This window comes from Microbacterium sp. LMC-P-041, assembly GCF_030209555.1.
GTDB lineage: Bacteria > Actinomycetota > Actinomycetes > Actinomycetales > Microbacteriaceae > Microbacterium.
This window is the reverse complement of sequence record NZ_JARVRV010000005.1, coordinates 160,290-186,116: the sequence shown is the minus strand read 5'-3', so window position 1 is coordinate 186,116 and position 25,827 is coordinate 160,290. Positions and strand designations below refer to the sequence as shown.

The following is a 25,827-nucleotide window of genomic DNA, read 5'->3' as shown; positions in this document are numbered from 1 at the left end:
GAGTCTGGCATGTTCACCCGAGGGTCGGAGCGATTACGGTGAGAACATGACCGATGCGACGACGCTGGTGATCCTCGGTGCAGGTGGCGACCTCACCTCTCGGCTCCTCCTGCCCGCTCTGGGCCAGCTGCTGAAGAGAGAACCCGCGCGTTCGGTGCGGATCGTCGGCGCCGATCGCGAGGAGTGGACGGATGCCGAGCTGCGGGCCGTCGTCGACACGGCCTTCGCCTCGATGGACGCCGAGGACGCGGCAGCCCGTGTCGACGTCACCTACGCCCGCACCGACATCACGCGCGCCGACGATCTGCGTGCGTTGCTCGGCGGCCTCACCGGCCGCGTGGCCCTCTACTTCGCAGTGCCTCCGGCCGTGGCGGCGGCGTGCATCGCCGCACTCACGCCCGACATGCTGCCCGCGGGCGCGATGCTCGTGATGGAGAAGCCGTTCGGCACCGACGAGTCGAGCGCCCGCGAGCTGAATCGCATCCTCACCGCCCTCGTGCCCGAGACCCAGGTGTTCCGCGTCGACCACTTCCTGGGTCGCTCGACCACGCTGAACCTCCTCGGCGCACGGTTCGCGAACCGCATCCTCGAACCGCTCTGGTCTGCGGAGAGCATCGAGTCCATCGACATCGTCTACGACGAAGCGCTGGCGCTCGAGGGGCGTGCGGGTTACTACGACAAGGCCGGCGCACTGGTCGACATGATCCAGAGTCATCTGCTCCAGGTGCTCGCGGTGCTCGCGATGGAAGAGCCCGCCACCCTCGATGAGGTCGACTTCCGCGCCGCGACCGGCGCGGTGCTCCGCGCGACCGCCGTGTGGGGCGACGACGCCGCCGGGTCGTCTCGCCGCGCCCGCTACACCGCGGGAGAGATCGACGGCATCGCGAAGCCCTCGTACGTCGACGAACCCGGCGTCGACCCGGGTCGGGAGACCGAGACGCTCGCCGAGGCGACCTTCGAGGTCCGCAACGCGCGCTGGGCGGGAATCCCGTTCCGGCTCCGCTCCGGCAAGGCCCTCGGAACGCCCGCCAGAGAGATCGTCGTGCGCTTCCGTCCTGTCCGCCATCTGCCCCGCGGGCTCACCGGCACGTCCGACGGAGCGGTGCTGCGCTTCTCGCTCGGTCCCGACCGGATGTCGCTCGAGCTGAACCTGAACGCATCCGAGGACCCGCTCGAGCTGGAACGCGCGATCCTGTCCGCGGAGCTCGGCGAGGGCGCGCTCAAGGCGTACGCCGAGGTGCTGTCCGGCGTCCTCGACGGGGATCCGATGCTCGCCGTGCGGGGAGACGCCGCCGAGCAGTCGTGGCGGATCGTCGCCCCCATCCTCGAGGCGTGGCAGCGGGGCGATGTGCCGCTCGACGACTACGTCGCCGGATCCGCCGGCCCGGAGGCGTGGCCGACGCACAGCTGAGTCTCTGCCGGGGTCGAACGCCCGAGGGAACGCCCCGGGCGGCGTGTGCGGGAGGGAGAGTCGGCGACCGGGGTTACCCTCGATAGGTGACCCCCGAACTCCAAGCTCGCATCGTCGCGGACTCCCGCGACCGCGTCGCCTGGATGCGGGCACGGTCCCGTGGGATCACCGCCACGGATGTCGCCGGCCTCACGAGCGAGCGGTCCATCGCCCGCGCCGCCGACTCCAAGCTCGGCGGCGGGCCCCGGTTCGGAGGCAACGCCTACACCGATCACGGACGCCGCCGCGAGCCCGAGATCGCCGCCTGGGTGGCGGCGACCCACGGCATCCTCCCCTCCTCCGCCCTGTTCCGCGCCGAGGTCGAGCACCGCCATCTCGCGACTCCCGACGGTATCGCCGTCGACGCCGACGGTCGCGTGAAGCTCGCGGAGATCAAGACCACGAACAAGGCGTTCCGCGGCATCCCCCGCACCTACCTGCGTCAGGTGTGGTGGCAGCAGCACGTGCTGGGCGCCGAGCGCACGCTCTTCGTCTGGGAGGAGCACGTCGACTTCTCCCCCATCCATGACGAACCCCGCTGCGTCTGGATCGACCGCGACGACCGCGAGATCGCGAAGCTCGTCGGCCTCGCCACAGATCTCATCGACGAGCTCTACCGGCGCACCACCGGTCAGCAGGTGCCGACCCGCATCGCGGATGCCGCGGCGGCCGCCGCCGCCAGCCGGCGCGAGCACCTGCGCGAGCGCGATGCGTTCCGCGCTCTCGCACTCGCCGACTGAGCCGGTCCGCACCGCACGAACTCACGTGCAGGATGCGTTGAGCCCGAGCAGCGCGATCGACAGCTGGCGCGAGGTCCCGGCCGACACCCAGGACGTACCGGCCAGGAGGTTGGTCACCGTCAATGTCGTGGTGCTGCCGAGAAGGTTGGAGATGAGGCTGGCGAGCAGACTCTGAGTGAGGACGGCGGTGTGGGTGTAGAGGCCGCCGGCAGGACCTGTCGTGGTGATGTTCGCCGCCGGGACCACTGCTGTCGTCGCTCCCTGGGTGAGTGTGAGCCTGACCCCGCTGGCGGGATACACCGACGTCCACACGAGCCGGACGTTCTGGAAGACGCCCAGACCGTTGTTCGCCACCGTGCAGGCGATGATCGTGGCGGGGGGAACGCGGAACGCCGTGATCGTGGCTCGACCGTACTCCGGGTCGGTGAATGCCGCGTCGGTGATCTGCGCCGGCGGCGCGAGGGCCACTCCGCAGAGCAGCGCCGCGCCGGCGACTCCGGCCAGGACGCGCTGCCGCCGCACGATCACGACTCGCCTCGGTGAGCTCCGGTGCTGCGGCGGCGCCGGGTCGCACTCAGCGCGGCACCACCGGCCACCAGGGCCAGCGCCCCGCCGATCGCCCAGGGAGCGAAGGGCGCACCGCCCGTCGTCGCCAGCCCGCCGTCCGGTCCGACCGTCGCGGACTCTCCGGCGCCGCGTGCATGCACGCGCACCTGGGTGCTGCCGTCGTCCGCGCCGTCCAACGCGATGACGAGCCTGAGGTGGGCCACCTCTGTGTCGGCCATCTCGACGAGCGGTACCTCGAGGCCGTCACGAGGTATCGACCAGCCGGACTCGAGTGTGGTCGCGCCTCCCCGGCATCCGCTCTCATCCCACTCCTGCGCACAGCGGAGCACGTCCATCACCAGCGCCGCACCGCCGCTCGCACTGACTCCTACCGCCACGGTCCCGGGGTCCGGTGCCTCCGCGCTCACCGTCACATCCCACTGCACGGGCTGGCCAGGCAGGAGGCTCGACGCGGCATCCCAGTCGGCGACGGAGACCAGCCGCAGCACCTGCCCCTGCACGACCTCGGTCGAGGGTGCCGCCCACGCGGGACTCACCGCGACGAGCGCTGCGCAGACGACCGCACAGGCACCCGCGACGCACGCCACCCGCCGGTTCATCGGTCGACTCCCGCCGGATCGATCTGCTCACGACTCTCCTTCCGGGAGCGCGGCCAGAACGCCCAGACGACGAGGACCGTCGCGCCGATCGTGAGTCCGCCCAGCACGTACGGATCGCCCATCGCGACGATCACGGTCGCGATGCCGGGGATCGAGAACAGCACGATCCGAACGGTCTGCACGGTGTACGGATACGGATCGTCGGCCGCGTTCGCGTCTCCGCGCATCGTGATCACCCGTTCGTCCGCACTCGCACCGGGAGCGATCGAGGTGATGCGGTGCGTGACCGGCAGATCGCCTGCTCGATCGACGGTGACGACGTCGCCGACCTGCACCTCGGATGCCGGGACGCTCTGGACCACCGCCACGGAACCGGCGGGAATCGTCGGCGCCATCGATCCCGTGCGGAACATGATGAGGGTGATGTTCGCCGTGAAGGCGACGATCACGAGCACGATGCAGATGACCCCTGCGGCGGCGGCGAGCCAGAGGAGGACATCGGCGAGCGCCCTCCCGAGAGTGCCTCGCGAGGACGCCGCGGCGGGTGCCGGCGACGCGGACGCATCATCGACCGTCGCCTGTTCACGCAGGCTGCGCCTCGTCGGTGCACTCATGTCTCCTCCTCACGTCATCCGATGCTCTGCCCGCACGTCAGCTCGACACTCCGGCGATCTGCCATGTCTGGATCGCCGTCAGCCCTTGCGCGCCGTTGTCGGTCGCTGCCGGCAACGTCACTGCGAAGCAGTAGTTCACGGTCGTTCCGCCGTTGGCCGCGACCGCCTGGGTGCCGGTGCCGCCGACCGACAGCAGCGAGTTGTCGGGAACGACAGCCGTCCCGGCCGTGTAGGTCGTGCTGTTGCAGGCCGTCCCCGCGATGGCCCTCACTCCGTATCGCAGGTAGGTGCCGAGCCCGGTTCCCGCCGTCGACGTCACGCTGAGCTGCAGCGTGCCGGCCACCGATGGATTCGCGGTCCGCACGCTGAACAGCGCGTACGTGGTGTTGCCGGGAGCCATGGCCGAGAACGGTGCGCTGAACGACAGCGCCGCCGGGGTGCCCACCGGGTGGCTCGAGAACGTGGCACCGTCTGTCGCCCCGACGATGTCGAACCGCCCGGCGGTGAAGGTCGCATTGCCGTATTCGGAATCGTTCCAGGCGGCCAGGGTCATCGTCGCGCCGACGCCGAACACCAGCCCGCCCGCGAGCACAGCGCGTATCCGACGGGAGAGCAGTCGCTTCCCCTCCCGCATGCCTCTGCGGGTGTCGGCCATGATCAGTCCGCAGTCGAGGTGGCCGTGAACTCCCAGGTCGCGGTCGCGGCGGCGCCCTGCGTGAGACCGGCGCCCGCGGTCACCGCGAAGCACAACTGCACAGGCGTTCCCGCCGTCCCTGCCGGTGCGCCCTCAGCGAGAGGAACCGACGTGGCTCCGGTCTGAGCGCTCAATGTGGTGCCCGTCGCGACGACGGTTCCTGCCGCCGTGGCGTCGCACACGTCGCCCGCGTCGATGGCCGTCACGGTGTACGACAGGTTGGCCTCGTTGCCACCCGTGCCCGCGGTGATCCCCGACGGCACCAGCGTGGCGCCGTTGGTGGTCGTGCTGTCGAGACGCACCCAGAACGGTGCGTAGACGACGTCGCCCGGAGACATCGACGACGCCACGGCGGGCAGCTGGAAGACGAGCGCCGCTGCAGTGTCCCCCAGATCGACGTTGTGATCGTCGTACCCGTCGGTCGCGCTCGTCGTGGATCCCTCCAGATTGAACGAGCCTGCGGTGAAGGTGCCGGTCGCGAACTCGGAGTCGTTCCATGCAGCGAGCGTCACCCCGATTCCGACGCCGAGCACCAGCCCACCGGCGAGCACTGCCAGAACCTTGCGTTGCGTGTCCTTCTCAGCCATGACATTCCCCCTCAGGAATCTCACGAGACGCAGATGGCTGGGGATGGTCGCCCTTCGCGGCCCGCATCCGGTACTCGTGTCGTTCCCGACAGCTTTGTCCACTTCCTGCGCCTGTTCAAGGACTTCCATGTCACGATTGCGCATTCCGGCTCACGAATTGCGCAGAAACGTCTATCGGTTTCTGCGACCGATCGGATGGTTGCAGTTCGTCCAGAGCTGCAGCTCAGCTCGCGAGAACACGCTGCGCCTCGACGGAGACTTCGGCCGCGATGGTGTCGAGCAGCGCGGAGCGCAGGTTCCACTGCTGCCAGTACAGCCTGACTCGCAGCGGCGGCCCGCCGAGCGGCACGAGCTCGCGCTCCTTCTGCAGGAGCGGCAGCATCCCCCATCCGAGGCCGAGCCGCACGGCGAGCGCGTAGTCGTGCGACGCGGGCACGTAGTGCCGAGGGGCCCCGTGGTGCGCGACCCCCATCCGCTCGAGCCATTCGTGCTGAAGCGTGTCTCGTCTGTCGAAGTCGACGAAGGGCGCCGCGCTCAACGCCTCTCTGGTGACACCGGAGGAGAACCAGCGATCAGCGAACGCCGGTTCTGCCATCGCGTGATACTCCAGCACGCCGAGCGGTGCGACGGAGCACCCGGCGACCGGCGCCGCCTCACTCGTGACCGCCGCCATCACCGTGCCGGACTCGAGCAGCCGAGCCGTGAAGTTCTGGTCGTCGCGGTGCAGGTCGAAGTCGAGGTCGTGGGCTGCCGAGAGCCGTGCGAGCGGAGGCAGGAACCACGTCGCCATCGAGTCCGCGTTCACGGCGAGCGGTATGCGGGTGCGGGGCGCCTCGTCGCCCTCGAGGCCGAGTCCTGCGAGGGCATCGTGCTCGAGGAGTGCCAGCTGTCGTGCGAGCCGCACGACAGCCTCGCCCGCCTCGGTGAGACGGGCAGGCTTGGTGCGCACGACGAGGACCCGTCCGAGCTGCTCCTCGAGCGTCTTGAGCCGCTGGCTCACGGCGGAAGGAGTCACCCGCAGCACCCGCGACGCCGCGTCGAGGGTTCCCTCGTCGGCCACGGCGGCGACAGTGGCGGCAAGCTCCGGATCGATCTTCACATTAGCCATGCTAATGGCGCACAAGGAATCATCGCTGGTGCTCATGTCCGTGCCATCCGTACCGTGGACTCATGCTCTCCGTCTTCTCGGGTCTCGGACTCGGCCTCTCCCTGATCGTCGCCATCGGCGCGCAGAACGTGTTCGTCCTCCGTCAGGGCATCCGCAGAGAGCACGTCCTGCCCGTCGTCATCATCTGCGCCGTGTCCGACGCCCTGCTCATCGCCGCCGGCGTCGCGGGACTCGGCTTCGTCATCTCCGCAGCCCCGTGGCTCGTGGTCGTCGCGCGCTGGGCGGGGGCCCTGTTCCTCCTGGCCTACGGCATCCTCGCCGCCCGCCGCGCCTGGAGGGGCGGCGAAGAGCTGCGAGTCGACCGGACCGCTGCGGAGGGCTCGGCGCCCGGGTCGGGCGGCGGAACCACGACGGCGACCCGCACCGCGCTCGCTCCCGTGATCGCGACGGCTCTCGCCCTGACCTGGTTGAACCCGCACGTCTACCTCGACACGGTCCTGATGCTCGGGTCGATCGCCGCGACGCACGGCGACGAGCGCTGGCTGTTCGCCGCCGGAGCGATCGCCGCCAGCATCCTGTGGTTCACCGCGCTGGGGTTCGGCGCCCGCTATCTCGGCCGCTGGCTGCGCACGGAACGAGCGTGGCGCATCCTCGACGCGCTGATCGCCGTCGTCATGATCACCCTGGCTGTCAGCCTGGTGCTGCCGGTGCTCGGCGGCTGACCCTGCGTCGCAGACGTGAGCGGACGCCCGTCAGTCGCCGTCGAGGGGCCGAAGGATGCGAGTGAGGAACCTCTGGGTGCGCTCGTGCTGCGGCGCGCCGAAGATATCGGCCGGCGCGCCCTGCTCGACGACCACACCCGCGTCCATGAAGAGCACATGATCCGCCGCCTCGCGCGCGAAGCTCAGCTCATGCGTCACCACGACCATGCTCCACCCCTCGTCGGCGAGCTCCTTGATCACGAGCAGGACCTCCCCCACGAGCTCGGGGTCGAGTGCGCTCGTCGGCTCGTCGAACAGCAGGAGATCGGGACGCAGCGCGAGAGCGCGGACGATGCCGACCCGCTGCTGCTGACCGCCGGAGAGCTCGTGAGGTCGAGCATCGGCCTTGTCGGCGAGCCCCACGCGGGCGAGCAGGACGCGGGCCTCGGCGACCACCTCGGCCTTGGGTCTGCCCTGCACCCGCCATGGTCCCTCGATCACGTTCTCGAGCACCGAGAAGTGCGGGAAGAGGTTGTGATGCTGGAAGACCATCGCCGACCGATCGCGCAGCGCGAGACGCTTCTGCGCGCGCGTGCGCTTCGACACCGGATCCGACGGGGCGAAGTCGATGTCAGGGCCCCCGGCCACGACGATGGTCCCGGCATCCGGCGTCTCGAGCCCGTTGAGCGCACGCAGCACCGTCGTCTTGCCCGATCCGCTCGGACCGATCAGCACGACGACCTCTCCGCGGTGCAGCGTGAGGTCGATGCCGCGGAGCACCTCGTTGTCGCCGAAGCGCTTGTGAAGGCCGCGGGCGGTGAGCAGGGCGTCGGCTGTGGACCTGGGTGAGTGCGCCGGATCAGTGAGCGACATTGCGATCGAGTCTCCTCTCGAGTGCGCTCTGGCCGAACGACAGCACCAGGCAGATCACCCAGTACACGAGCGCGGCAGCCAGGTAGACGACCATGAACTCCAGGGTCGCCGCCGCGATCTGCTGCGCCACCTTGAAGAGCTCGGTGACGAGGATCAGCGAGGCCAGCGACGTGTCCTTCACCAGCGAGATGAACGTGTTGGACAGCGGAGGCACCGAGACCCGCGCTGCCTGGGGAAGGATCACCCGCGTGAGTGTGCGCGTGCGATTCATGCCGACCGTGTACGCCGCCTCCCACTGCCCCTTCGGGACGGAGAGGATGGCGGCGCGCACCACTTCGGCTCCGTACCCGCCGACGTTCAGCGACAGTGCGATGATCGCGCTGGTCCAGGGATCCAGCTTGAGTCCGATCGATCCGAGCCCGTAGAAGATCACGAACAGCTGCACGATCATCGGCGTGCCGCGGATGACCGAGATGTAGAACCTGGCGATGCCCGACAGCACGGGATTGACCGAGATCCGCATCAGCGCTGCGCCGATGGCGAGCACGAGACCCAGCGCGAAAGAGATCAGCGCGAGCGGAACCGTCACCGTCACCCCCGCGAGGGCGATCGGTCCGAGCGAGTCGAAGAACAGCTGCCAGGGATTCTCCATGGGCTACTGGGTCACGTCTTCGCCGAAGTACTTGTCGCTGATCTCGGCCAGGGTGCCGTCGGCACGCAGCTCTTCCAGAGCGCCGTCGATCGCCTCGACGAGGTCCGTCTTGTCCTTGGTGAAGACGAATGCCTGCTCACCGGCCTCGTCGGTCTCGGCGGCGATCTTCAGGCCGGACGGGCTGTTGGTGGTCTCATAGTCGAGGAAGGTCAGCTTGTCGTTGACGGTCGCATCGACGCGGCCCTGACGCAGCAGCTCGACGGCCTGCGCCCACCCCTCGACGCCTTCGACGGTGGCACCGGACTCGGTGGCCAGCTCGTACCAGTTGCTGGTGAGAGACTGCGCCGTCGTCTTGCCCTCGAGGTCGTCGAACGACGAGATCGAGTCGTCGTCCTCGGCGACGACGATGACTCCCGGCGAGACGGTGTACGGGGTGCTGAACAGGTACTTCTCCTGGCGCTCCTCATTGATGCTCACCTGGTTGGCGATCACGTCGAAACGGCCCGCGTCGAGACCGGCGAAGATCGCATCCCACTGGGTCTCCTGGAACTCGACCTCGAGGTCGAGCTTGTCGGCGACCGCCTGGATGATCTCGACGTCGAATCCGGTCAGGTCGCCGGTTCCGCCGTCATCGTGGAAGCTGAACGGACGGTACGTGCCCTCGGTGGCGACCGTCAGCGTGCCGTCCGTGACGAGGCCGAAGCCGGATCCGCTCTCACTCGAGCTGCTGTCGGCAGGCGTGGTGCTTCCGCTGCACGCGGTGAGTGCTGCTGCGGCGACGACCAGTGCGGTGACGGCGATGATGCGACGGGACATGTGACCCTCCTGGGGTGCGGTGAGGCGCGAGTGCTGTGACGCGGAACTCATTCACAGTACGCGGCATCGGACCGGCATCCCAACATCCGATGACGTCCGATGTCGTACTGCACGCAGAAAGGCCCCCGCAGAATGCGGGGGCCTTTCCGGAATCACACTCAGATGGCGTTGACGTCCAGCGGGATGCCGGGGCCGAACGTGGTCGACACGGCGCCCTTCTGGATGTAACGGCCCTTCGAGCTCGACGGCTTGAGGCGGACGATCTCCTCGAGCGCTGCGCCGATGTTCTCGTCGAGCTGCTCGGCCGAGAACGACGACTTGCCCACGACGAAGTGCACGTTGGCGTGCTTGTCGACGCGGAACTCGATCTTTCCGCCCTTGATCTCCTCGACGGCCTTGGCCGTGTTGGGGGTCACGGTGCCGGTCTTCGGGTTCGGCATGAGTCCACGCGGACCCAGGACCTTTCCGAGACGACCGACCTGGCCCATGAGCTCCGGGGTCGAGACGGCCGCGTCGAACGCGGTCCAGCCTGCGGCGACCTTCTCGATGAGCTCGGCGCCGCCGACCTCATCTGCACCTGCGGCGATCGCTGCCTCGGCCGCGGGGCCGGTGGCGAAGACGATGACGCGGGCGGTCTTACCGGTGCCGTGGGGCAGGATGACGGTGCCGCGCACCATCTGGTCTGCCTTGCGGGGGTCGACGGCGAGCTTCAGCGCGACCTCGACGGTCGAGTCGAACTTCGACGAGCCGGTCTCCTTGGCGAGGGCGACTGCCTCGGTGGGAGTGTAGAAACGGTCTGCCTCGATCTTCTCGGCGGCAGCCTTGTAAGCCTTGGACTTCGTAGCCATGATTATTCTCCTCAGCCCTCGACCGTGATGCCCATGGAACGGGCGGTGCCGGCGATGATCTTCGAGGCAGCCTCGATGTCGTTCGCGTTCAGGTCGGCCTGCTTGGTCTCGGCGATCTGACGGACCTGGTCCTTGGTGATCTTCGCCACCTTGACCGTGTGCGGCGTCGACGAGCCCTTGGGCACGCCGGCGGCCTTCTTGATGAGCTCCGCGGCCGGCGGGGTCTTCAGGATGAACGTGAAGCTGCGGTCCTCGTAGACGGTGATCTCGACGGGGATGACGTTGCCGCGCTGCGACTCGGTCGCGGCGTTGTACGCCTTGCAGAACTCCATGATGTTGACGCCATGCTGACCGAGCGCGGGGCCGATCGGCGGCGCCGGGTTGGCTGCACCGGCGTTGATCTGAAGCTTGATCAGGCCGGTCACCTTCTTCTTCGGTGCCATATCCTCTTCCTTTCATCGAACGGATGCCGGTTGCATCCGCTCTCCCGCGAACCCGGCATCTCCGGGCTGCGGTCGTCTGCGCGCACGCCGAAGCGGCACACAAACCAGACAAGTCTACCTGATGCGGAGCGGGCCCGGGAACGCGAGAACGGCCGCCCCGAATGGGACGGCCGTTCTCGGAGAGCGTAGGTCAGACCATCTTCGTGACCTGGTCGAACGACAGCTCGACCGGGGTCTCGCGCTCGAAGAGCGACACGAGCACCGTGAGCTTGCCGCTCTCGGGCTTGATCTCGCTGATCGAACCGGGAAGACCCGCGAACGAGCCCTCCTTGATCGTGATGGTCTCGCCGACCTCGAAGTCGACCTCGGCCGGAAGCGGACGAGCGACGGCGAGGCCGCCCTTCGACGCGATGTTCTTGGCGGTCGGGACGTCCTTGACCTCGACGAGCGACTTCAGCATGTTGAAGGCCTCTTCGAAGCGCAGCGGCGTCGGGTTGTGGGCGTTGCCCACGAAGCCGGTGACGCCAGGCGTGTGACGCACGACCGACCAGGTGTCCTCGGTGAGCTCCATGCGCACGAGCACGTAGCCGGGGATGCGCACGCGGGTGACCATCTTGCGCTGGCCGTTCTTGATCTCGACCACGTCTTCCATCGGGACCTCGATCTGATAGATCTCGTCCTCGACCTCGAGCGTCGACTTGCGCTGCTCGATGTTGGCCTTGACCTTGCGCTCGAATCCGGCGTAGGAGTGGATGACGTACCACTTGCCCGGAAGCATCCGCAGGTCGAGGCGGAACGCCTCATACGGGTCTTCCTCGGCGTCGTCGCCCTCTTCGGACTCATCGTCGTCGGACTCGGCCACGGCGTCATCGTCGCCGTTGATGTCGGGTCCGTCGTAAGGGGTGACCTCGTCGGCCTCAGCGGCCTCGAGCTCGGCGGTCTCTTCCGCCACAGAATCGTTCAGGACCTCAGCGGCAGCCTCAGACTCGGCCGCTTCGTCCAGGTTGAGAGCGTCGTTCACGATCGCGTCCGCCTCCGGGTCGTCGATTTCGATGTCGTTGTCGTCGTCCTGCACATCGGCGTCGGCGTCTCCGTCGACGTCCTCGATGTGGAGGGCGACATGTTCGGCCGAGGTGACCGACTGCTCTTCCGCAGCGAGCACGTTGCCCTCCTGGGCCTCGTCCTCTTCGCTGGACTGCTCAGCAGCAGTCGCCCAGTCGGCGTCGTCGGAATATCGTTCAGACACGTTGTTTCTTTCCAATCACTGCGGCCAGGGCCGCGAGGGCGTCAGGCGCCCGGGACCCCGAAGACGATGTGCGTGACCCAGGCGAACAGGGTGTCGAGTCCGTAGACGATGCCCATGACGATGAGAACGAAGACGAGCACCACTGCGGTGAACTTGACCAGTTCCTTGCGGGTCGGCGTGACGACCTTGCGCAGCTCGGCGATGACCTGACGGAAGAACAGAGCGATGCCTCCGAAGAAGCCCACGATGCCACGCTTCTTCTCGCGGGTGGCGCCGGCCGCGACGACCTCGCCGCGCGGTTCGTCCTGATCCATCCTGAATGTACCTTTCGTGTGTCAGCGTGTGCTGACGCGCAGGGCGGACAGGAATCGAACCTGCAACCTGCGGTTTTGGAGACCGCTGCTCTGCCAATTGAGCTACCGCCCTAGAGACCGGGAGGTCTCGGGGTGTCATCTCCATCCTGCCATCGTTACCCGACCGCAAGGACCGGGGCACGGCGAAAGAATGCAGACAACAACTGCTCGTCAAGCATACGGCATCCGTCGGTCAGCGCCGAACCGGGCCCGCTCTCGTCGTTGTTGTTAGGCTCGGCGGGCGGACGAAACGGGAGGGGGCGCAGTGAGCGCTGACGTGCAGCAGTTCCAGGTGGACCTGCGCGGTGTCGTCGACCTCCTGAGCCGCCACATCTACTCGAGTCCTCGCGTGTATCTGCGCGAACTGCTGCAGAACGCCCGCGATGCGATCACCGCACGGCGCGAGGTCGACGGGCAGGGCGGGAGCATCCGCATCACCGCGCTGACGGACACCACGGGCGAGTTCGTCCTGCGCGACGACGGGATCGGCCTGACCGCCGCCGAGGTGGGGGATCTGCTCGCCACGGTCGGCCGCAGCTCGAAGCGCGACATCTTCGGCCTCCCGCGCAGCGACTACCTCGGTCAGTTCGGCATCGGCCTGCTGAGCTGCTTCATGGTCGCCGATTCGATCGTCATCCGCTCGCGCAGCGTCCGGGGCGGCCCGGCCGTCGAGTGGACGGGCAGCGCGGACGGGACCTTCCGCGTCGTGGAGATCGACGACGATCTGCCGATCGGCACGAGTGTGCATCTCCGCCCTCGTTTCGACGCCGACGAGCTGCTGCGCCCCGCGGCCGTGCGAGAGCTGGCCACCGCCTTCGCCGAGTTCCTCCCCGTGCGGGTGATCCTCGACTCTCCGAGCGGCGACATCGACATCACCCGGCGCGCGCCGTTCCTCGACCCCGCCGACGACATCGACGGCGCCGTGCAGTACGGGCGCGACCTGCTCGGTGCGAGCCCGCTCGACGTGATCGAGCTCAGCGAGCCGGCCACCGGCACACGGGGACTCGCCTACGTCCTGCCCTACGCTCCCCCGCCGGGCGCCCGCCAGGCGACGCGCATGTATCTCGGCAGGATGCTCCTGGGCGAGCGGGTCGACGACGTGCTGCCCGAATGGGCGTTCTTCGTGCGCGCCGTGGTCGATTCGACCGGCCTCGCCCCGACGGCGAGCCGCGAATCGCTCGTCGACGACGCGGCCCTCGAGCGTGTGCGCGAGCAGCTCGGTGCCGGCATCCGCCGCTGGGTGCTCGAGCTGGGCCTGCGCGAACCGCACAGACTCGCCCAGTTCGTGGCGATCCACGAGGTCGGTCTGAAGTCGCTGGTGCGGCACGACGACGAGCTCGCGCAGTTCATCACGCGCTGGCTGACCCTCGAGACCACCCACGGAACGATGCGCATCGGCGACCTCGTCGAACGATACCCGCACGTGCGATTCGCGCAGTCGGTCGACGAGTTCCGCCAGGTCGCAGGGATCTCCCCCGGGTCCGAGGTGCTGGTCAACGGCGGCTACCTGTACGACGCGGACCTCGTGCGGATGCTGCCGGAGCTCTACCCGCACGTGACGATCGAACTCGTCGACGTGGCCGGGGAGCTCGATCGTCTCGACCCTCCGCCGCTGGACGACCGCGACGCCGCGCTGGCCCTCGAGGCCCGCGCCGGCGGCGTGCTGACCGCATCCGGCTGCTCCGTCACCGTGCGGTCGATCGACCAGCCCGAACTCGCAGCGCTGTACGTCGCCGACCCTGAGGTGCTGCGCAGGATCGACCGCGGCCGCACGAAGGGCATCACCGGATCGCTGTGGGGCGGGGTGCTCGACCGCATCGACTCGACCCTCTCCGCCTCCCGCGACGACGATCTCAGCGCGCGCCTGTGCCTGAATTGGTCGAACCGCGTCGTGCGCGCGCTCGTCCGCGTGCAGGACGACGCGGTGTTCGCCCGCACCGTGCAGCTGCTCTACATCCAGGCGCTGCTGGCGGGACACCATCCGCTCTCCGACGCCGATCGCGCACTCATGTCGACCGCGCTCTCGGACCTCGTCTCGCTGTCCGCCGGCATCGAAGCGGATTCGATCCCCTTCGACGACGCCCCGTGATCTCGCTCCGACCGCTCGCTCCGTTCGAAGGATCCCCCATGACCAGTCCGAAGAAGCGCTTCTCTCAGCTCATCGAAGAGATCGACCGCACGCCCTGGGGTCCGGCGGAGCAGGCGCTGGTGGCGGATGCCGTCTCGCTCGCCGTCGAGCTCGGCGACGAGCGGCTCGAGTACGAGGCGCGGATGAGGCAGACCGCCTCCGCGAACATGAACGGCGCGACGGATGTGATGCTGAACTCGTTCGCGTGGTGCCTCGCCCGACACGACTCCGACCCGCAGCGCTTCCCCGCCGACCTCGACTACGGCGGCGCCGATCTGATGTGGCAGTTCAAATGGATGGCGTCTTCTCTGCGTTCGTCGCCCGCGTTCTCGACCGAGCAGATCACCGCGGTCCTCGACGACATGGAGACGCACTATCGCAAGGCAGGGCTCGGCATGAGCGGAGTGCTCACGGCCCGATTCGAAGACGCCTGGGACGCCGGTCGACTCGACGACGCCGAGGCTCTGCGCGCGCAGCTCGAGGCCACACCCCGAGACGACCACAGCCACTGCGACGCCTGCGGACGCAGCCAGTTCGCCGGCTTCTTCGCCGAGACCGATCGGGATGCCGAGGCCATCCGACTCGTCGAGGAGATGCTCGAAGGCGGCTTCTCGTGCGGCGAGGAGCCCGAGCACGCACTGTCACGCGTGCTCGTGCCCTACCTTCGTGCCGGGCGCTTCGACGAGGCGAGGAGCGCGCACCTGCGCAGCTACCGGCTCGCGAAGGACAACCCGGACAACCTGCGGATCGTCGCCCACAACATCGTGTTCGCCGCCCTCACCGGCAACGAGGCACGCGCGCTCGCGCAGGTCGAGCGTCACATCGGCTGGCTCGCTCACGACGGACTCAACGTCGATGCCCACTTCGCCGCGCTGGCGGCGTTCGCCTTCGCCCTCGATCGTGTGACCGCGGCGGGTCACGGCGATGCCACGGTGCGCGGTGCCGACTCCCCCGCGCTCGAGGAGTTCTTCGGCGAGCACGACGGAGCCTGGGGCGCCGCCGAACTCGCCGCCACCGCGTGGGCTGCCGCCGAGCGCATCGGCTCGGACTTCGATCTGCGGGACGGCACCGAGGGCCACGCCCGCAGCCTCACCCGCCTGCGCGCTCTCGCCGACGAGCACTACGACGTGCCCATCCGTTCGGATGCCTTCGTCACGGCTCCGGACGCGGCGACACCCGACGATCCCGACGCGTGGTTCGAACGGGTCATGAACCTCGCCCAGTTCGGCGCGGAGCACGAGACGTTGCGGGCCCTGCCGCACGCGCTGAGCGTCGAGGACCCCTCGAAGCTCGCCGAGCTCCTGTCGATGCGCCTCGGCATCCTGATCGCCCTCGACCGAGCAGAAGAGGCCGCCGACCTGCTGCCCGCGCGGATCGATGCCCTGCGCGCCGCAGGCCTCGACGCACAGGCCGATCTCGAACTGCGCCTCGGTCTCGCGACCTTCGGCCTGAACACCCCCGAGGCTGCGGCGGCGCTCGAGGACGAGCTCGCGAACACGGACGCTCTGCCCGCATGGTCGCGCGGAGACCTGGCGATCAGCCGCGCGTCGCTGCACCTGCACGCGGATGAACCCGGCGCCGCCCTCGACATGGCGGAGATCGCGGCTCGCGCCTTCGCCGAGGCCGAGGACGCGCGCCTCTCGAACACGACGACGCTCGTCGCCATCTCGGCCGTGCTGCAGAAGGGCGACATCGAAGCGGCATCCGCTCTGCTCGATCGCTTCTTGGCCCAGGACGATCTCAGCATCGGTCATCGCGCGCAGGCGCTGCAGACGCGCGCGAAGGTGCGCGGCGGAAGCGAGTCGTTCGCGGAGGGCGCTGCGGATGCCGACGAGGCGACCCGTCTTCTCGCCGGGCTCGGTGCGACCACGGCCCTGGCCGCCGCGCACCTGCTCGCGGGGGCGCTCTGGGAGGACGCGGGCGACCCCGAGAAGGCCGTCACCCGCTACCGGGTCACCTCGCGGCTCGTCGCGCAGGAGGGCGGCGACCAGGCGGGCGCGGACTTCCGGCTCGCGCGCGCGATGCTCGCGGCCGGGGACGCCGAGGTGGCGGCCGAGCTGTTCGGACAGGTGCTCGAGCGCGAAGAGCAGGCCGAGGTGCCCGCCGCCTCCCGAGCGATGACGGCGTCTCTTCTCGCGCGCGCCCTCGGATCGGCCGGCGAGTTCGGACAGGCTGTCGGCGCATTCGGGTATGCGGGCGAGTTGTTCGGCGAGGCGGAGGAGCATGCCGACCAGGCGATGGCGCTGACCGAGCGCGCCAAGATCCTCGCCCGGTTCGACGAGCACGCGGAGGCGATCGCGACACTCGAATCGGCATCCGAGATCGTGCGCCGGGCCCCCGAGGCGGTCGGCGCCCTCGCTGACGTGCTGCACAACCTCGGACAGGCTTATGCGGCCACGCAGGACGACCGCGCCTTCGCCCTCTTCGACGAGGTCGCCGCGCTCGCTCACGAGCACGAGGCGGCGTGGCTGCTCGCCGACGTCACCGACTCGCGGGGCCGGGCGCTCGCCCAGTTCGGCCGCACCGACGAGGCCGTCGCCGCTGCGCTCACCGCGGCCGACGGATTCGCGGCGATCGGGGATGCGGGCTCGGCCGGCGGCTCCGAGCTGTTCGCCGCCCGTCTGCTGGTCGGCGACGACCGGGCTGCGGACTCCGTGCCGATCTACCGTAGCGCCCTCGAGCACTCCGACGGCTACCCGCCGCTGCAGCAGGTCTCGGCGCTCGAACTCGGCAACGTGCTCGAGGCGCTCGGACGCCACGGCGAGGCGACCGAGGTGCGGGCACTCCTCGACAGCTGACTCAGAGGAACTGCTGACTCAGAGGAACTGACGCCAGTTGGCCCGCGCGAGGTCGAGCAGCTCGTCTCCCTTGCCCGACATCACCGTGCGGATCGCGTACAGAGCGAAGCCCTTGACCTGCTCGGCCTCGATGGCCGGGGGCATCGACAGCTCCTGGCGCTCGGTCACGACGTCGAGCAGCGCAGGGCCGTCATGCGCGAGCACCTCGCGGACGGCATCCGGCAGGTCCTCGCTGTTCTCGACCCGACGGGCGAAGATCCCCATGGCCTCGGCGATGGCCGCGAAGCTCGGGTTGTCGAGCGCGGTGCCGTAGTTGACGAAGCCCGCGGCCTTCATCTCGAGCTCGACGAAGTTCAGCGACGAGTTGTTCACGACGACGGTCTTCACGGGCAGCTTGTTCTGCGTGAGCGTGAGCAGTTCGCCCAGCATCATCGCGAGCCCTCCGTCGCCGGCGAGCGCGACGACCTGACGATCCGGATGCGAGACCTGCGCGCCGATGCCGTGCAGCAGCGCATTCGCCATCGACCCGTGTGTGAACGAGCCGATCAGGCGTCGGTTCTCGGTCATCGACAGATAGCGGGCGGCCCACACGGTGGGCGAGCCGACGTCGGCGGTGAAGATCGCGTCATCCGCGGCCTGCTCATCGAGCAGCCGGGCGAGGTACTGCGGATGGATGGGGCGGCCCGCCTTGGTCGGCGTCGCGAGGTCGTCGAGCTTGGCCCTGGTCTTGCGATAGTGCGCGGTGGAGTCGTCGAGGTGACCGCGGTCTTTCGTCTCGGCGAGTCGCGGCAGCAGCGCCGTGACGGTCGCGCCGACGTCGCCGACCAGGCCCAGATCGAGCGGATGCCGTCTGCCGAGCTGCGAGCCGCGGATGTCGACCTGGATCGTCGTGGCGTGCTCGGGATAGAACTGCTCGTAGGGGAAGTCGCTGCCCAGCACCAGCAGCGTGTCGGCGGCTTCCATCGCCCGGTAGCCGGAGGCGAAGCCGAGCAGCCCCGTCATGCCGACGTCGAACGGGTTGTCGTACTCGATGAACTCCTTGCCCCGGAGCGCGTGCACGATCGGCGCACCGAGTCGGTCGGCGAGTGCGATGACCTCGTCGTGAGCCCCCTCGACACCCGCGCCTGCGAGGATCGTTGTCTTCTTCGAGGCGTTGAGCAGCGTCGCGGCGCGCGCGAGCTCGTCTCCGCTCGGCACGATCACGGGGTGGGAGCGTTCGATGACCACGGCTCGGTCGTCGGCGATCTCCGAGAGCGCGACGTCGCCCGGGATCACGAGCACCGCGACCCCGCGCTGCTCGATGGCGGCGCGCATCGCGATCTCCAACAGGCGCGGCATCTGCTTGGGGTCGGCGACGTACTCGACGTAGACGCTGCACTCGCGGAAGAGCTCCTGCGGGTGGGTCTCCTGGAAGTACCCGGTGCCGATCTCGGTGGTGGGGATGTGCGCGGCGATCGCCAGCACCGGCACCCGCGAGCGGTTCGCGTCGAAGAGTCCGTTGATCAGGTGCAGGTTGCCCGGACCGCACGAACCGGCGACCACCGCGAGCTCACCCGTGAGCGACGCATCGGCCGCCGCCGCGAAGGCCGCAGACTCCTCGTGCCGCACGTGCACCCAGCGGATGCCGCCGTCCTTCCGGAGGGCGTCGGTGAACCCGTTGAGGGAGTCGCCCGGGAGGCCGTAGACACGGTCGATCCCGTTGGCGCGGAGGGTCTTGACGATGTTCGCTGCGACGGTTGCCATGCTTCCAACCTACGCCCGGGTGCTGCGGAGGGATCCGGCATCCGTCGAACATCCGCTCTCCGGATGCCGCACTGCGGAGACGACGATGGGGGCGGATGCCGTGGCATCCGCCCCCATCAGGGAGAGTCGCTCAGCCGATGCGGATCAGCTTCTTGTTGACGAACTCGTCGGCGGCGAGGTGACCCAGCTCACGCGACGTGCCGCTGCGCTTGATGCCGCCGAACGGCAGCTCGGGGCTGTCGGCCAGCACCAGGTTGACGTAGACCATGCCCGCCTCGATGTTGTCGGCGACACGCTCGGCCTGCTCGGCATCGGTCGTGAAGACGTACGAGCCGAGCCCGAAGGTCGTGTCGTTCGCGAGGGCGACAGCGGCATCCTCATCGGCGACCCGGTAGACGACCGCCGCGGGGCCGAAGAGCTCCTCGCGGTAGACGTTCATGTCGGGCGTCACGTCGGCGAGCACGGTCGGGGCGAAGAACGCCCCGTCGCGGGTGCCGCCGGTCAGCAGCGTCGCTCCCTGCTCGACGGCCTGGTCGATCTGCTTCTGCAGGTTCTCCGCCGCCGTCTCCGACGAGACCGGGCCGAGCACGGTGTCGTCGAGCGTCGGGTCGGTCGCCTGCACCGATGCCATCGCGGCCGTGAACTTCTCGACGAACGAGTCGTACAGGTCGTCGACGATGATGAAACGCTTCGCGCCGTTGCACGCCTGGCCGTTGTTGTCGAGACGCGCGTCGACGCCCGCCTGCACGGTAGCGTCGAGGTCGTCGGTCGAGAGCACGATGAACGGGTCGGACCCGCCGAGCTCGAGCGCGACCTTCTTGAGGTTGCGTCCGGCGATCTCGGCGACCGCTGCGCCTGCGCGCTCCGAGCCGGTGAGCGAGACGCCCTGCACGCGCGGGTCGGCGATCATGTCGGCGATCTGCTCGTTGGTCGCGAGGACGTTCTGGTACGCGCCCGTCGGGAATCCGGCGTCGTGGTAGATCGCCTCGATCGCGGTCGACGACTCCGGGCACTGCGGAGCAGGCTTCAGCAGGATCGTGTTGCCGACGATCAGGTTCGGCGCAGCGAAGCGGACGATCTGATAGGCCGGGAAGTTCCACGGCATGATGCCGACGAGCGGTCCGAGCGACGACCGGCGCACGATCGCCGAGCCCTCGCCGAGGATCGCGATCGGCTGGTCGGCCATGATGGCCTCGGCCTGGTCGGCGTAGTACTCGGCGATGTCGGCGGCGAAGTCGACCTCTCCGAGGGCGGCCTCGCGGGGCTTGCCCATCTCGCGCACGAAGACGTCGGCGAGCTCCTCGCGGCGCTCGCGGTGCAGCTCGGCGGCGCGACGGAGGAGCGCTGCGCGCTCAGCCACGGTCGAGGACCGGGACCATTCGCGGTGCGCCTCGTCGGCGGCCGCGACAGCCGCCTCGATCTGCGCATCCGTGAACGTGTCGAAGGACGCCAGCGTCTCTCCGGTGGCGGGGTTGATGACGGCGTAATCGGTCATGTTCTCTCCTCCTCTGGCCGACCGGTCAGGAGACCGGGATCAGCGTGTACTTGGTGGACAGGTACTCGTGGATGCCCTCGAGACCGCCCTCGCGGCCGACGCCGGACTGCTTGACGCCGCCGAAGGGGGCTGCGGCGTTCGACACCACGCCCACGTTGAGACCCATCATGCCGGTCTCGAGCCGGTCGATCATCCGCTGCCCGCGCTGCAGGTTCTCGGTGAACACGTACGAGACCAGCCCGTACTCGGTGTCGTTGGCGAGACGGACGGCCTCGTCCTCGTCCTCGAAGGTCGCGATCGCCAGCACCGGGCCGAAGATCTCCTCGCGGAGGATCGCCGAGCCCGCCACCACGTCGGTGAGCACGGTCGGCTCGTAGAAGGTGCCCGTGCCCTCGACGGCCTTGCCGCCCGCGAGCAGGGTCGCGCCGCGCTCGACGGCGTCGTCGACGAGCTCGCCGGCCTTCGCGACGGCATCCTCGTCGATCAGCGGGCCGATGGCCACGCCCTCTTCGGTGCCGCGGCCGATCTTCATCGCGTTGACGCGCTCGGTGACCTTGCGGCCGAATTCCTCGGCGACGTCCTTGTGCACGATGAAGCGGTTGGCAGCGGTGCACGCCTGGCCGATGTTGCGGAACTTCGCGGCCAGTGCGCCGTCGACGGCCTTGTCGAGGTCGGCATCGTCGAAGACGACGAACGGCGCATTGCCGCCGAGCTCCATCGACACGCGCAGCACGCCCTCAGCGGCCTGGGCGATGAGCTTGCGGCCCACCTCCGTCGAACCGGTGAACGACAGCTTGCGCAGGCGCGGGTCGGCGATGATCGGGGCCGAGAGCGCCGACGACTTGGAGGTCTGCACCACGTTCACGACACCGGCGGGGAGGCCGGCCTTCTCGAGCAGCGACGTGAAGAACATCGTCGTCAGCGGCGTGAGTGCCGGGGGCTTGATCACCACGGTGCAGCCGGCGGCGAGCGCCGGCGCGATCTTGCGAGTGGCCATCGCGAACGGGAAGTTCCACGGCGTCACGAAGAACGAGGGGCCGACGGGCCGCTGCGAGACGACCATGTGGCCGGTGCCCTCCGGGTTGATGCCGTAGCGACCGCTGATGCGCACGGCCTCCTCGCTGAACCAGCGGAGGAACTCGCCCCCGTAGCCGACCTCGCCGCGCGCCTCGGCGAGCGGCTTGCCCATCTCGAGGGTCATCAGCAGCGCGAGATCCTCCTTGTGCTCCTGCACGAGGTCGAATGCCCGGCGCAGGATGTCGCTGCGGGTGCGAGGTGCGGTCGCGGCCCATGCGTCCTGCGCGGCGACTGCCGCATCCAGCGCGCGGATGCCGTCACCCGGTGTCGCGTCGGCGATCGTGCGGATGACCGCACCGGTCGCGGGGTCCTTCACGTCGAACGTGCCCCCGGTCTCGCCGTCGATCCACTCTCCCCCGATGAAGAGGCCGGTGGGGATGCTGTCGAGCAGCGCCTGCTCAGTCTGAGTGCTCATGGAATCTCTTTCTGTGGGGAGGATGGGATGCCGGTGCCGCGGGATTCCGTCAGCGCCGGCGGTTGCTCGCGGGAGCATCCATGCTGAGGGTCTCGCCGCGGAAGAACGCCGGGCGCTTGATGGCCTGCCAGATCATGATGACGATGCCGATCACGATGATGCCGACGCCGAGGACGAACACGAGTCCGAGGCCCCCGATGTTCGATCCGCTGCCGTACGCGGGGTCCATCGAGTCGATGAGCGTCGTGACGAACAGGACGGCGAGGATCGCACCGCCGACGAGCGGGAACAGGAACGTGAAGAAGAAGCTCCTGGCGGAGTCGAACCACTGCTTGCGGAAGTACCAGACGCACGCGAACGCGGTGAGACCGTAGTAGAAGCAGATCATCATGCCGAGCGACAGGATGGTGTCGGTGAGGACGTTCTCGCTGACGAGGCGCATCACGGCGTAGAAGACGGACGCGACGACGGCCGACACGATCGTCGAGTATCCCGGCGTGAAGAACCGCGGGCTGACCCGTGCGAACTTCTTGGGCAGGGCGCCGTAGTGCCCCATCGCCAGCAGCGTGCGAGCGGGTCCGACTGCGGTCGACTGCAGAGAGGCCGCCGAGCTCGACAGCACCGCGAGCGAGACCAGGAACGCCAGCGGTCCGAGGATCGGATCCGAGAGCGCGAAGAACACGTTCGCCGAGATGTCCTCGTTCGCGAGCCCGTAGTCGCCCGTGCCGACGCCGGCGAACATGATGAGGCCGATGGCCAGCAGCAGGTAGAGGGCGACGACGACGACGACCGTGACCATCGCGGCGCGCCCCGGCGTCTTGGCCGGGTCCTTCGTCTCCTCGTTCATGGTGAGGACGACGTCCCAGCCCCAGAAGATGAAGATCGACAGCGAGAGCCCTGCGGCGAAGGCGCTGAAGGACGGAACCTCGAACGGGTTGAACCACGACCACGAGAAGGGGGTCGGCTCGGGAGCGTCTCCGGAGACGGCCTTGACGATCGCGACGGTGGCGAAGACCACGAGCACGAGCACCTGGAAGCCGACGAGGATGTACTGGAACTTCTGCGTCGTCTGCATGTCGCGGTACGACACGAGCGTCGCGCCGAGCATGAAGAGCAGGCACACGACGACGTTGATGATCGGGTTGAACGCCAGGTCGGCGATCTCGGGGTTTCCGCTGAGCTGGGCGATCAGCAGGAAGAGGAACTCGACCGCGATGCCGGCGAGGTTCGACAGCACGATCACGGTGGCGGCGATCAGGCCCCAGCCCGTCATCCAGCCGATCCACGGCCCGAACGCCCGCACTCCCCACGTGAACGAGGTGCCGGAGTCCGGCATCATGCGGTTGAGCTCGCGGTAGCCGAAGGCGGTCAGGAGCATCGGGATGAAGCCGACGAGCATGATCGCGGGCACCTGGGTGCCGACGACGGCGACCGTCGGGCCGAGCGATGCGGTGAGCGTGTAGGCCGGCGCGATGGTCGAGACGCCGATGACGACGGCTCCGAGCACTCCGACGGCACCCGCGCTCAGCCCTTTCTGCGAGATGCCGGTCGTCACACCGGATGCGGGCTCCGTCGCCCGGTTCGTGCTGCTCATCAGCGGACTCCTGCTTCGGCGCGGGTGCGCGGGACGACGATCATGGGAACGGGCAGTTCGTGCAGCATCTTCGCTGCGGTCGAGCCCAGGAACAGGCGGCGCGGCTGCGCCAGGCGACTGGAGCCGACGAGGACGACCTCGCCGGGGAGCCACGAGAGGTTCGCGACGGCATCTTCGACGGTGTCGCCGGGGGCCTCTTCGACCTCGGCCTTCAGCTCGTCGGGCAGCAGGCTCTTGGCGACCTCGAGCACGTCGTTCGCGTGCGCGTCGCCGACCACGCGGATCGCGCCGGTGTCGAGACCGGGCGGCACGTCGAACGGCACGAGCGAGACGAGGCGCAGGCCGACACGGGACTCGGTGGCGATCGCGGCGGCCTCGTCGAGGAGGTTGTCGGCACCCGCGCGGTTGCCGACCGCGGCCGTCACGCGAGGAAGCACGTGATCGTCCTGGTCCGCGGTGCCCGCGGGGGCGAGCGCGACGGGGATGGTCGACGAGTGCAGCAGCTCCGACGCGACGCTGCCGAGGCGGTGGCGGCCGAAGATGCTGCCGCCGGCCGTGCCGATGACGATCAGCCTGGCGCCGAACTCCTCGCCTGCGGCGATCAGCCCTTCGGCGAAGGACTCGCCGAACCGCACGTGGCCCGTGCGGGTGAGCTCCTGCGGCAGTCGGACGACCGCATCCTCGAGCCATTCCTTCGCCTGGCGGCGGATGTGGTCCTCATACGCCCGCTCGGGGGGAACGGCCGCGCTGCGGGTGCCCTCCGACGGCAGCACGATCACGAGGTGCAGCACCGCGCCGAGGCTGCGGGCGAGCCGCGCGCCGAGCGCTGCGGCATCCGCTCCCGCATCCGTCGCGGTGTAGCCGACGACGACCGCGCCGGTCATCAGCCGACCTCGGCGGTGTCGCCGGCGGCGCGCGTCGCTTCGACGATGTTCGAGGCGACGAGGTGCCCCATGCGGATCGCGCCGTCGACGTGCTGATATCCGGCGCCCGCCATGTCGCTGCACGCGAAGTGGATGGGGCCGACGGCCGAGCGGAGGTCGGCGCCATAGCGGTGGAGTCCGCCCATGTCGAAGCTCGCCGCGTACGCTCCGCGGGTCCACTCCTCCGTGCCCCAGTCGCTCTCGTAGTAGACGACCGGGTTCTTCGCCTCGTCGCCGTAGTAGTGCGAGAGGGACTCGAGGATGCGCTCCTTGCGCTCCTCGGCCGACAGCGTGAACAGGTCGTCGGCGTTCTGGTCGCTGACGAAGCCGACCAGGGTGCCGCGCTCGTCGCCGTGGTTCGTGTTGTCGTACGCCTCGTGCGCGAGCTCGTACGGGCTGAACGCGGTGCCGCTGAGGCCCTGCTCGCGCCAGAACGGGCGGTCGTAGACGGCGTGCACCTTGATGACGAAGCCCATCGAGATGTGCTGGTGCATCTGGTGCTGGCGCCGGGGAAGCGGCGGGACGAAGGCGATACGGCTGTAGAGCACCGGAGCATGCGCGAGGATCGCGAAGCGGGCGCGCACGGTGGTGTCGTCGGTCGTGGCGGTCACACCGTCGACGCCCCATTCGAGCGAGCGCACCGGCTGGTTGAGGATGACGTCGTCGCCCAGGCGCTCGGCGAGCAGCAGCGGCACCTTCTGCAGACCGCCCACCACCCGCTTGTCGAGGATGAAGTCGGCGTCGACGAGGTTGGAGTACGACCCGGCGGATGCCGCCATGAGCAGCGACTGCAGCAGCGAGAACGAGTGCGTCGGCTTGGTGAGCATCGCGGAGCCGGTGGCGAAGGCGAGATTGCGCACGGCCTCGTCATCGTCGGTCTGCACACGCAGCCAGGCGTCCCAGGTGATCGAGTCCCATTCCTTCGCGAGCGGGTGCTCCCACGGACGGTCGGGGTCGATCTCGGCGACCATGGCGTCGAGGCGCTCGGTGATCTCGGCGATGACGGCCTCGGTCTCAGCGGACACCGGGAACATCTCGCCGGTGAAGCGATGCGTCTGCCCGTCCGGACCGACGTAGACGCTGTCGCCCTCGCGATAGCGGCTGTAGGTCTCGAGCCCCAGCTCCTCGATGGTGTCCTTCAGGGCGTCCTGGTCGGGCGAGACCCACTGGCCGCCGATCTCGAGCATGGCGCCGTCGATGACGTCGGTCCACAGGCGTCCGCCGACGCGGTCACGCGCCTCGAGTACGGCGACCGACAGGCCGGCCTTGCGCAGGTCGTTCGCCGCCGTGAGCCCTGCGGCTCCGGCTCCGACGATCAGCACGTCGCGAGTGATCTCAGCCATCTGCTTCTCCTTCATTGGAA

General features: G+C 68.9%; 24 protein-coding genes and 1 tRNA gene. 5 read left to right on the top strand and 20 right to left on the bottom strand.

Features of this window, described 5'->3' with window-relative positions; genetic code table 11:
• Positions 1-46 precede the first annotated feature (46 nt).
• Complete coding sequence (locus QRN21_RS11030) at positions 47-1,411, top strand: glucose-6-phosphate dehydrogenase (protein WP_285364051.1); 1,365 nt, start codon at positions 47-49, stop codon at positions 1,409-1,411.
• 86 nt (positions 1,412-1,497) lie between these two features.
• Complete coding sequence (locus QRN21_RS11025) at positions 1,498-2,190, top strand: YqaJ viral recombinase family protein (protein WP_053097431.1); 693 nt, start codon at positions 1,498-1,500, stop codon at positions 2,188-2,190.
• A gap of 21 nt (positions 2,191-2,211) precedes the next feature.
• On the opposite strand, the gene QRN21_RS11020 is transcribed toward QRN21_RS11025, so the two are convergent.
• From QRN21_RS11020 to QRN21_RS10995, 6 genes are all read right to left on the bottom strand, one after another.
• Positions 2,212-2,718, bottom strand: coding sequence for a hypothetical protein (locus QRN21_RS11020; RefSeq protein WP_056279802.1), 507 nt, complete (start codon positions 2,716-2,718; stop codon positions 2,212-2,214).
• Positions 2,715-3,356, bottom strand: coding sequence for an LAVTG motif-containing sortase-dependent surface protein (locus QRN21_RS11015; protein ID WP_053097433.1), 642 nt, complete (start codon positions 3,354-3,356; stop codon positions 2,715-2,717). The genes QRN21_RS11020 and QRN21_RS11015 overlap by 4 nt, the downstream gene beginning before the upstream one ends.
• The gene (locus QRN21_RS11010; protein ID WP_285364047.1) at positions 3,353-3,970 is read right to left on the bottom strand and encodes a signal peptidase I; all 618 of its coding nucleotides are present in this window, start codon (positions 3,968-3,970) and stop codon (positions 3,353-3,355) included. Before QRN21_RS11010 ends, QRN21_RS11015 begins: the two co-directional genes overlap by 4 nt.
• Positions 3,971-4,007: 37 nt before the next feature.
• Positions 4,008-4,625 (bottom strand): SipW-dependent-type signal peptide-containing protein, encoded by a 618-nt coding sequence (locus QRN21_RS11005; protein WP_056279798.1) that lies wholly within the window; start codon positions 4,623-4,625, stop codon positions 4,008-4,010.
• A 2-nt stretch (positions 4,626-4,627) separates the two neighbouring features.
• Complete coding sequence (locus QRN21_RS11000; protein WP_053097436.1) at positions 4,628-5,251, bottom strand: SipW-dependent-type signal peptide-containing protein; 624 nt, start codon at positions 5,249-5,251, stop codon at positions 4,628-4,630.
• 223 nt (positions 5,252-5,474) lie between these two features.
• Positions 5,475-6,350, bottom strand: coding sequence for a LysR family transcriptional regulator ArgP (locus QRN21_RS10995; protein WP_200955182.1), 876 nt, complete (start codon positions 6,348-6,350; stop codon positions 5,475-5,477).
• A gap of 71 nt (positions 6,351-6,421) precedes the next feature.
• Here QRN21_RS10995 and lysE point away from each other — a divergent pair, with 71 nt between their 5' ends.
• Complete coding sequence (gene lysE / locus QRN21_RS10990; RefSeq protein WP_285364044.1) at positions 6,422-7,081, top strand: L-lysine exporter; 660 nt, start codon at positions 6,422-6,424, stop codon at positions 7,079-7,081.
• 30 nt (positions 7,082-7,111) lie between these two features.
• Here the strand turns inward: lysE and QRN21_RS10985 are convergent, their stop codons facing one another.
• From QRN21_RS10985 to QRN21_RS10950, 8 genes are all read right to left on the bottom strand, one after another.
• Positions 7,112-7,933, bottom strand: a complete 822-nt coding sequence (locus QRN21_RS10985; RefSeq protein WP_285364042.1) for an amino acid ABC transporter ATP-binding protein — start codon at positions 7,931-7,933, stop codon at positions 7,112-7,114.
• Positions 7,920-8,585, bottom strand: a complete 666-nt coding sequence (locus tag QRN21_RS10980; protein WP_053097440.1) for an amino acid ABC transporter permease — start codon at positions 8,583-8,585, stop codon at positions 7,920-7,922. The genes QRN21_RS10985 and QRN21_RS10980 overlap by 14 nt, the downstream gene beginning before the upstream one ends.
• A gap of 3 nt (positions 8,586-8,588) precedes the next feature.
• Positions 8,589-9,401 carry an amino acid ABC transporter substrate-binding protein gene (locus tag QRN21_RS10975; protein WP_285364039.1) on the bottom strand — a complete coding sequence of 271 codons (813 nt, stop codon included), beginning with the start codon at positions 9,399-9,401 and terminating at the stop codon, positions 8,589-8,591.
• A gap of 158 nt (positions 9,402-9,559) precedes the next feature.
• Positions 9,560-10,249, bottom strand: a complete 690-nt coding sequence (rplA, locus tag QRN21_RS10970; RefSeq protein WP_053097442.1) for a 50S ribosomal protein L1 — start codon at positions 10,247-10,249, stop codon at positions 9,560-9,562.
• Positions 10,250-10,260: 11 nt separating this feature from the next.
• Positions 10,261-10,692, bottom strand: a complete 432-nt coding sequence (gene rplK, locus QRN21_RS10965; RefSeq protein WP_053097443.1) for a 50S ribosomal protein L11 — start codon at positions 10,690-10,692, stop codon at positions 10,261-10,263.
• A gap of 190 nt (positions 10,693-10,882) precedes the next feature.
• On the bottom strand, positions 10,883-11,938 hold the full coding sequence (nusG, locus tag QRN21_RS10960) for a transcription termination/antitermination protein NusG (protein ID WP_056279788.1): 1,056 nt from the start codon (positions 11,936-11,938) through the stop codon (positions 10,883-10,885).
• A gap of 41 nt (positions 11,939-11,979) precedes the next feature.
• Complete coding sequence (gene secE, locus QRN21_RS10955) at positions 11,980-12,252, bottom strand: preprotein translocase subunit SecE (protein WP_053097445.1); 273 nt, start codon at positions 12,250-12,252, stop codon at positions 11,980-11,982.
• 39 nt (positions 12,253-12,291) lie between these two features.
• Positions 12,292-12,364 (bottom strand) — tRNA-Trp (locus tag QRN21_RS10950).
• Between the two features lie 192 nt (positions 12,365-12,556).
• On the opposite strand from QRN21_RS10950, the gene QRN21_RS10945 reads away from it, so the two are divergent.
• Entirely contained in the window at positions 12,557-14,380 is a 1,824-nt protein-coding gene (locus QRN21_RS10945) for an HSP90 family protein (RefSeq protein WP_285364037.1), read from the top strand.
• A 38-nt stretch (positions 14,381-14,418) separates the two neighbouring features.
• Positions 14,419-17,217 carry a hypothetical protein gene (locus QRN21_RS10940; RefSeq protein ID WP_230100384.1) on the top strand — a complete coding sequence of 933 codons (2,799 nt, stop codon included), beginning with the start codon at positions 14,419-14,421 and terminating at the stop codon, positions 17,215-17,217.
• 18 nt (positions 17,218-17,235) lie between these two features.
• Here QRN21_RS10940 and poxB read toward each other — a convergent pair whose 3' ends face one another.
• The 6 genes from poxB to QRN21_RS10910 form a co-directional block, all read right to left on the bottom strand.
• Positions 17,236-18,960, bottom strand: coding sequence for a ubiquinone-dependent pyruvate dehydrogenase (gene poxB / locus QRN21_RS10935; RefSeq protein ID WP_285364035.1), 1,725 nt, complete (start codon positions 18,958-18,960; stop codon positions 17,236-17,238).
• 130 nt (positions 18,961-19,090) lie between these two features.
• Positions 19,091-20,455 carry an NAD-dependent succinate-semialdehyde dehydrogenase gene (locus QRN21_RS10930; protein ID WP_056279780.1) on the bottom strand — a complete coding sequence of 455 codons (1,365 nt, stop codon included), beginning with the start codon at positions 20,453-20,455 and terminating at the stop codon, positions 19,091-19,093.
• Positions 20,456-20,480: 25 nt separating this feature from the next.
• Positions 20,481-21,947 carry an NAD-dependent succinate-semialdehyde dehydrogenase gene (locus QRN21_RS10925; protein ID WP_053097450.1) on the bottom strand — a complete coding sequence of 489 codons (1,467 nt, stop codon included), beginning with the start codon at positions 21,945-21,947 and terminating at the stop codon, positions 20,481-20,483.
• Positions 21,948-21,996: 49 nt separating this feature from the next.
• The gene (locus QRN21_RS10920; protein ID WP_285364031.1) at positions 21,997-23,541 is read right to left on the bottom strand and encodes an APC family permease; all 1,545 of its coding nucleotides are present in this window, start codon (positions 23,539-23,541) and stop codon (positions 21,997-21,999) included.
• On the bottom strand, positions 23,541-24,425 hold the full coding sequence (locus QRN21_RS10915) for a universal stress protein (RefSeq protein WP_053097452.1): 885 nt from the start codon (positions 24,423-24,425) through the stop codon (positions 23,541-23,543). Before QRN21_RS10915 ends, QRN21_RS10920 begins: the two co-directional genes overlap by 1 nt.
• Positions 24,425-25,807: a flavin monoamine oxidase family protein gene (locus QRN21_RS10910; protein ID WP_053097453.1), complete on the bottom strand. Its 1,383-nt coding sequence runs from the start codon at positions 25,805-25,807 to the stop codon at positions 24,425-24,427. The genes QRN21_RS10915 and QRN21_RS10910 overlap by 1 nt, the downstream gene beginning before the upstream one ends.
• Between the last annotated feature and the right edge of the window lie 20 nt (positions 25,808-25,827).

What these genes read in the sequence shown, in the direction of transcription:
- QRN21_RS11030 (WP_285364051.1), top strand. Translation starts at nt 47, where the DNA reads ATGACCGATGCGACGACGCTGGTGATCCTCGGTGCAGGTGGCGACCTC.
- QRN21_RS11015 (WP_053097433.1), bottom strand. Translation starts at nt 3,356, where the DNA reads ATGAACCGGCGGGTGGCGTGCGTCGCGGGTGCCTGTGCGGTCGTCTGC.
- QRN21_RS11010 (WP_285364047.1), bottom strand. Translation starts at nt 3,970, where the DNA reads ATGAGTGCACCGACGAGGCGCAGCCTGCGTGAACAGGCGACGGTCGAT.
- QRN21_RS11005 (WP_056279798.1), bottom strand. Translation starts at nt 4,625, where the DNA reads ATGGCCGACACCCGCAGAGGCATGCGGGAGGGGAAGCGACTGCTCTCC.
- QRN21_RS11000 (WP_053097436.1), bottom strand. Translation starts at nt 5,251, where the DNA reads ATGGCTGAGAAGGACACGCAACGCAAGGTTCTGGCAGTGCTCGCCGGT.
- lysE (WP_285364044.1), top strand. Translation starts at nt 6,422, where the DNA reads ATGCTCTCCGTCTTCTCGGGTCTCGGACTCGGCCTCTCCCTGATCGTC.
- QRN21_RS10985 (WP_285364042.1), bottom strand. Translation starts at nt 7,933, where the DNA reads ATGTCGCTCACTGATCCGGCGCACTCACCCAGGTCCACAGCCGACGCC.
- QRN21_RS10980 (WP_053097440.1), bottom strand. Translation starts at nt 8,585, where the DNA reads ATGGAGAATCCCTGGCAGCTGTTCTTCGACTCGCTCGGACCGATCGCC.
- QRN21_RS10975 (WP_285364039.1), bottom strand. Translation starts at nt 9,401, where the DNA reads ATGTCCCGTCGCATCATCGCCGTCACCGCACTGGTCGTCGCCGCAGCA.
- rplA (WP_053097442.1), bottom strand. Translation starts at nt 10,249, where the DNA reads ATGGCTACGAAGTCCAAGGCTTACAAGGCTGCCGCCGAGAAGATCGAG.
- rplK (WP_053097443.1), bottom strand. Translation starts at nt 10,692, where the DNA reads ATGGCACCGAAGAAGAAGGTGACCGGCCTGATCAAGCTTCAGATCAAC.
- secE (WP_053097445.1), bottom strand. Translation starts at nt 12,252, where the DNA reads ATGGATCAGGACGAACCGCGCGGCGAGGTCGTCGCGGCCGGCGCCACC.
- QRN21_RS10940 (WP_230100384.1), top strand. Translation starts at nt 14,419, where the DNA reads ATGACCAGTCCGAAGAAGCGCTTCTCTCAGCTCATCGAAGAGATCGAC.
- poxB (WP_285364035.1), bottom strand. Translation starts at nt 18,960, where the DNA reads ATGGCAACCGTCGCAGCGAACATCGTCAAGACCCTCCGCGCCAACGGG.
- QRN21_RS10930 (WP_056279780.1), bottom strand. Translation starts at nt 20,455, where the DNA reads ATGACCGATTACGCCGTCATCAACCCCGCCACCGGAGAGACGCTGGCG.
- QRN21_RS10925 (WP_053097450.1), bottom strand. Translation starts at nt 21,947, where the DNA reads ATGAGCACTCAGACTGAGCAGGCGCTGCTCGACAGCATCCCCACCGGC.
- QRN21_RS10920 (WP_285364031.1), bottom strand. Translation starts at nt 23,541, where the DNA reads ATGAGCAGCACGAACCGGGCGACGGAGCCCGCATCCGGTGTGACGACC.
- QRN21_RS10915 (WP_053097452.1), bottom strand. Translation starts at nt 24,425, where the DNA reads ATGACCGGCGCGGTCGTCGTCGGCTACACCGCGACGGATGCGGGAGCG.
- QRN21_RS10910 (WP_053097453.1), bottom strand. Translation starts at nt 25,807, where the DNA reads ATGGCTGAGATCACTCGCGACGTGCTGATCGTCGGAGCCGGAGCCGCA.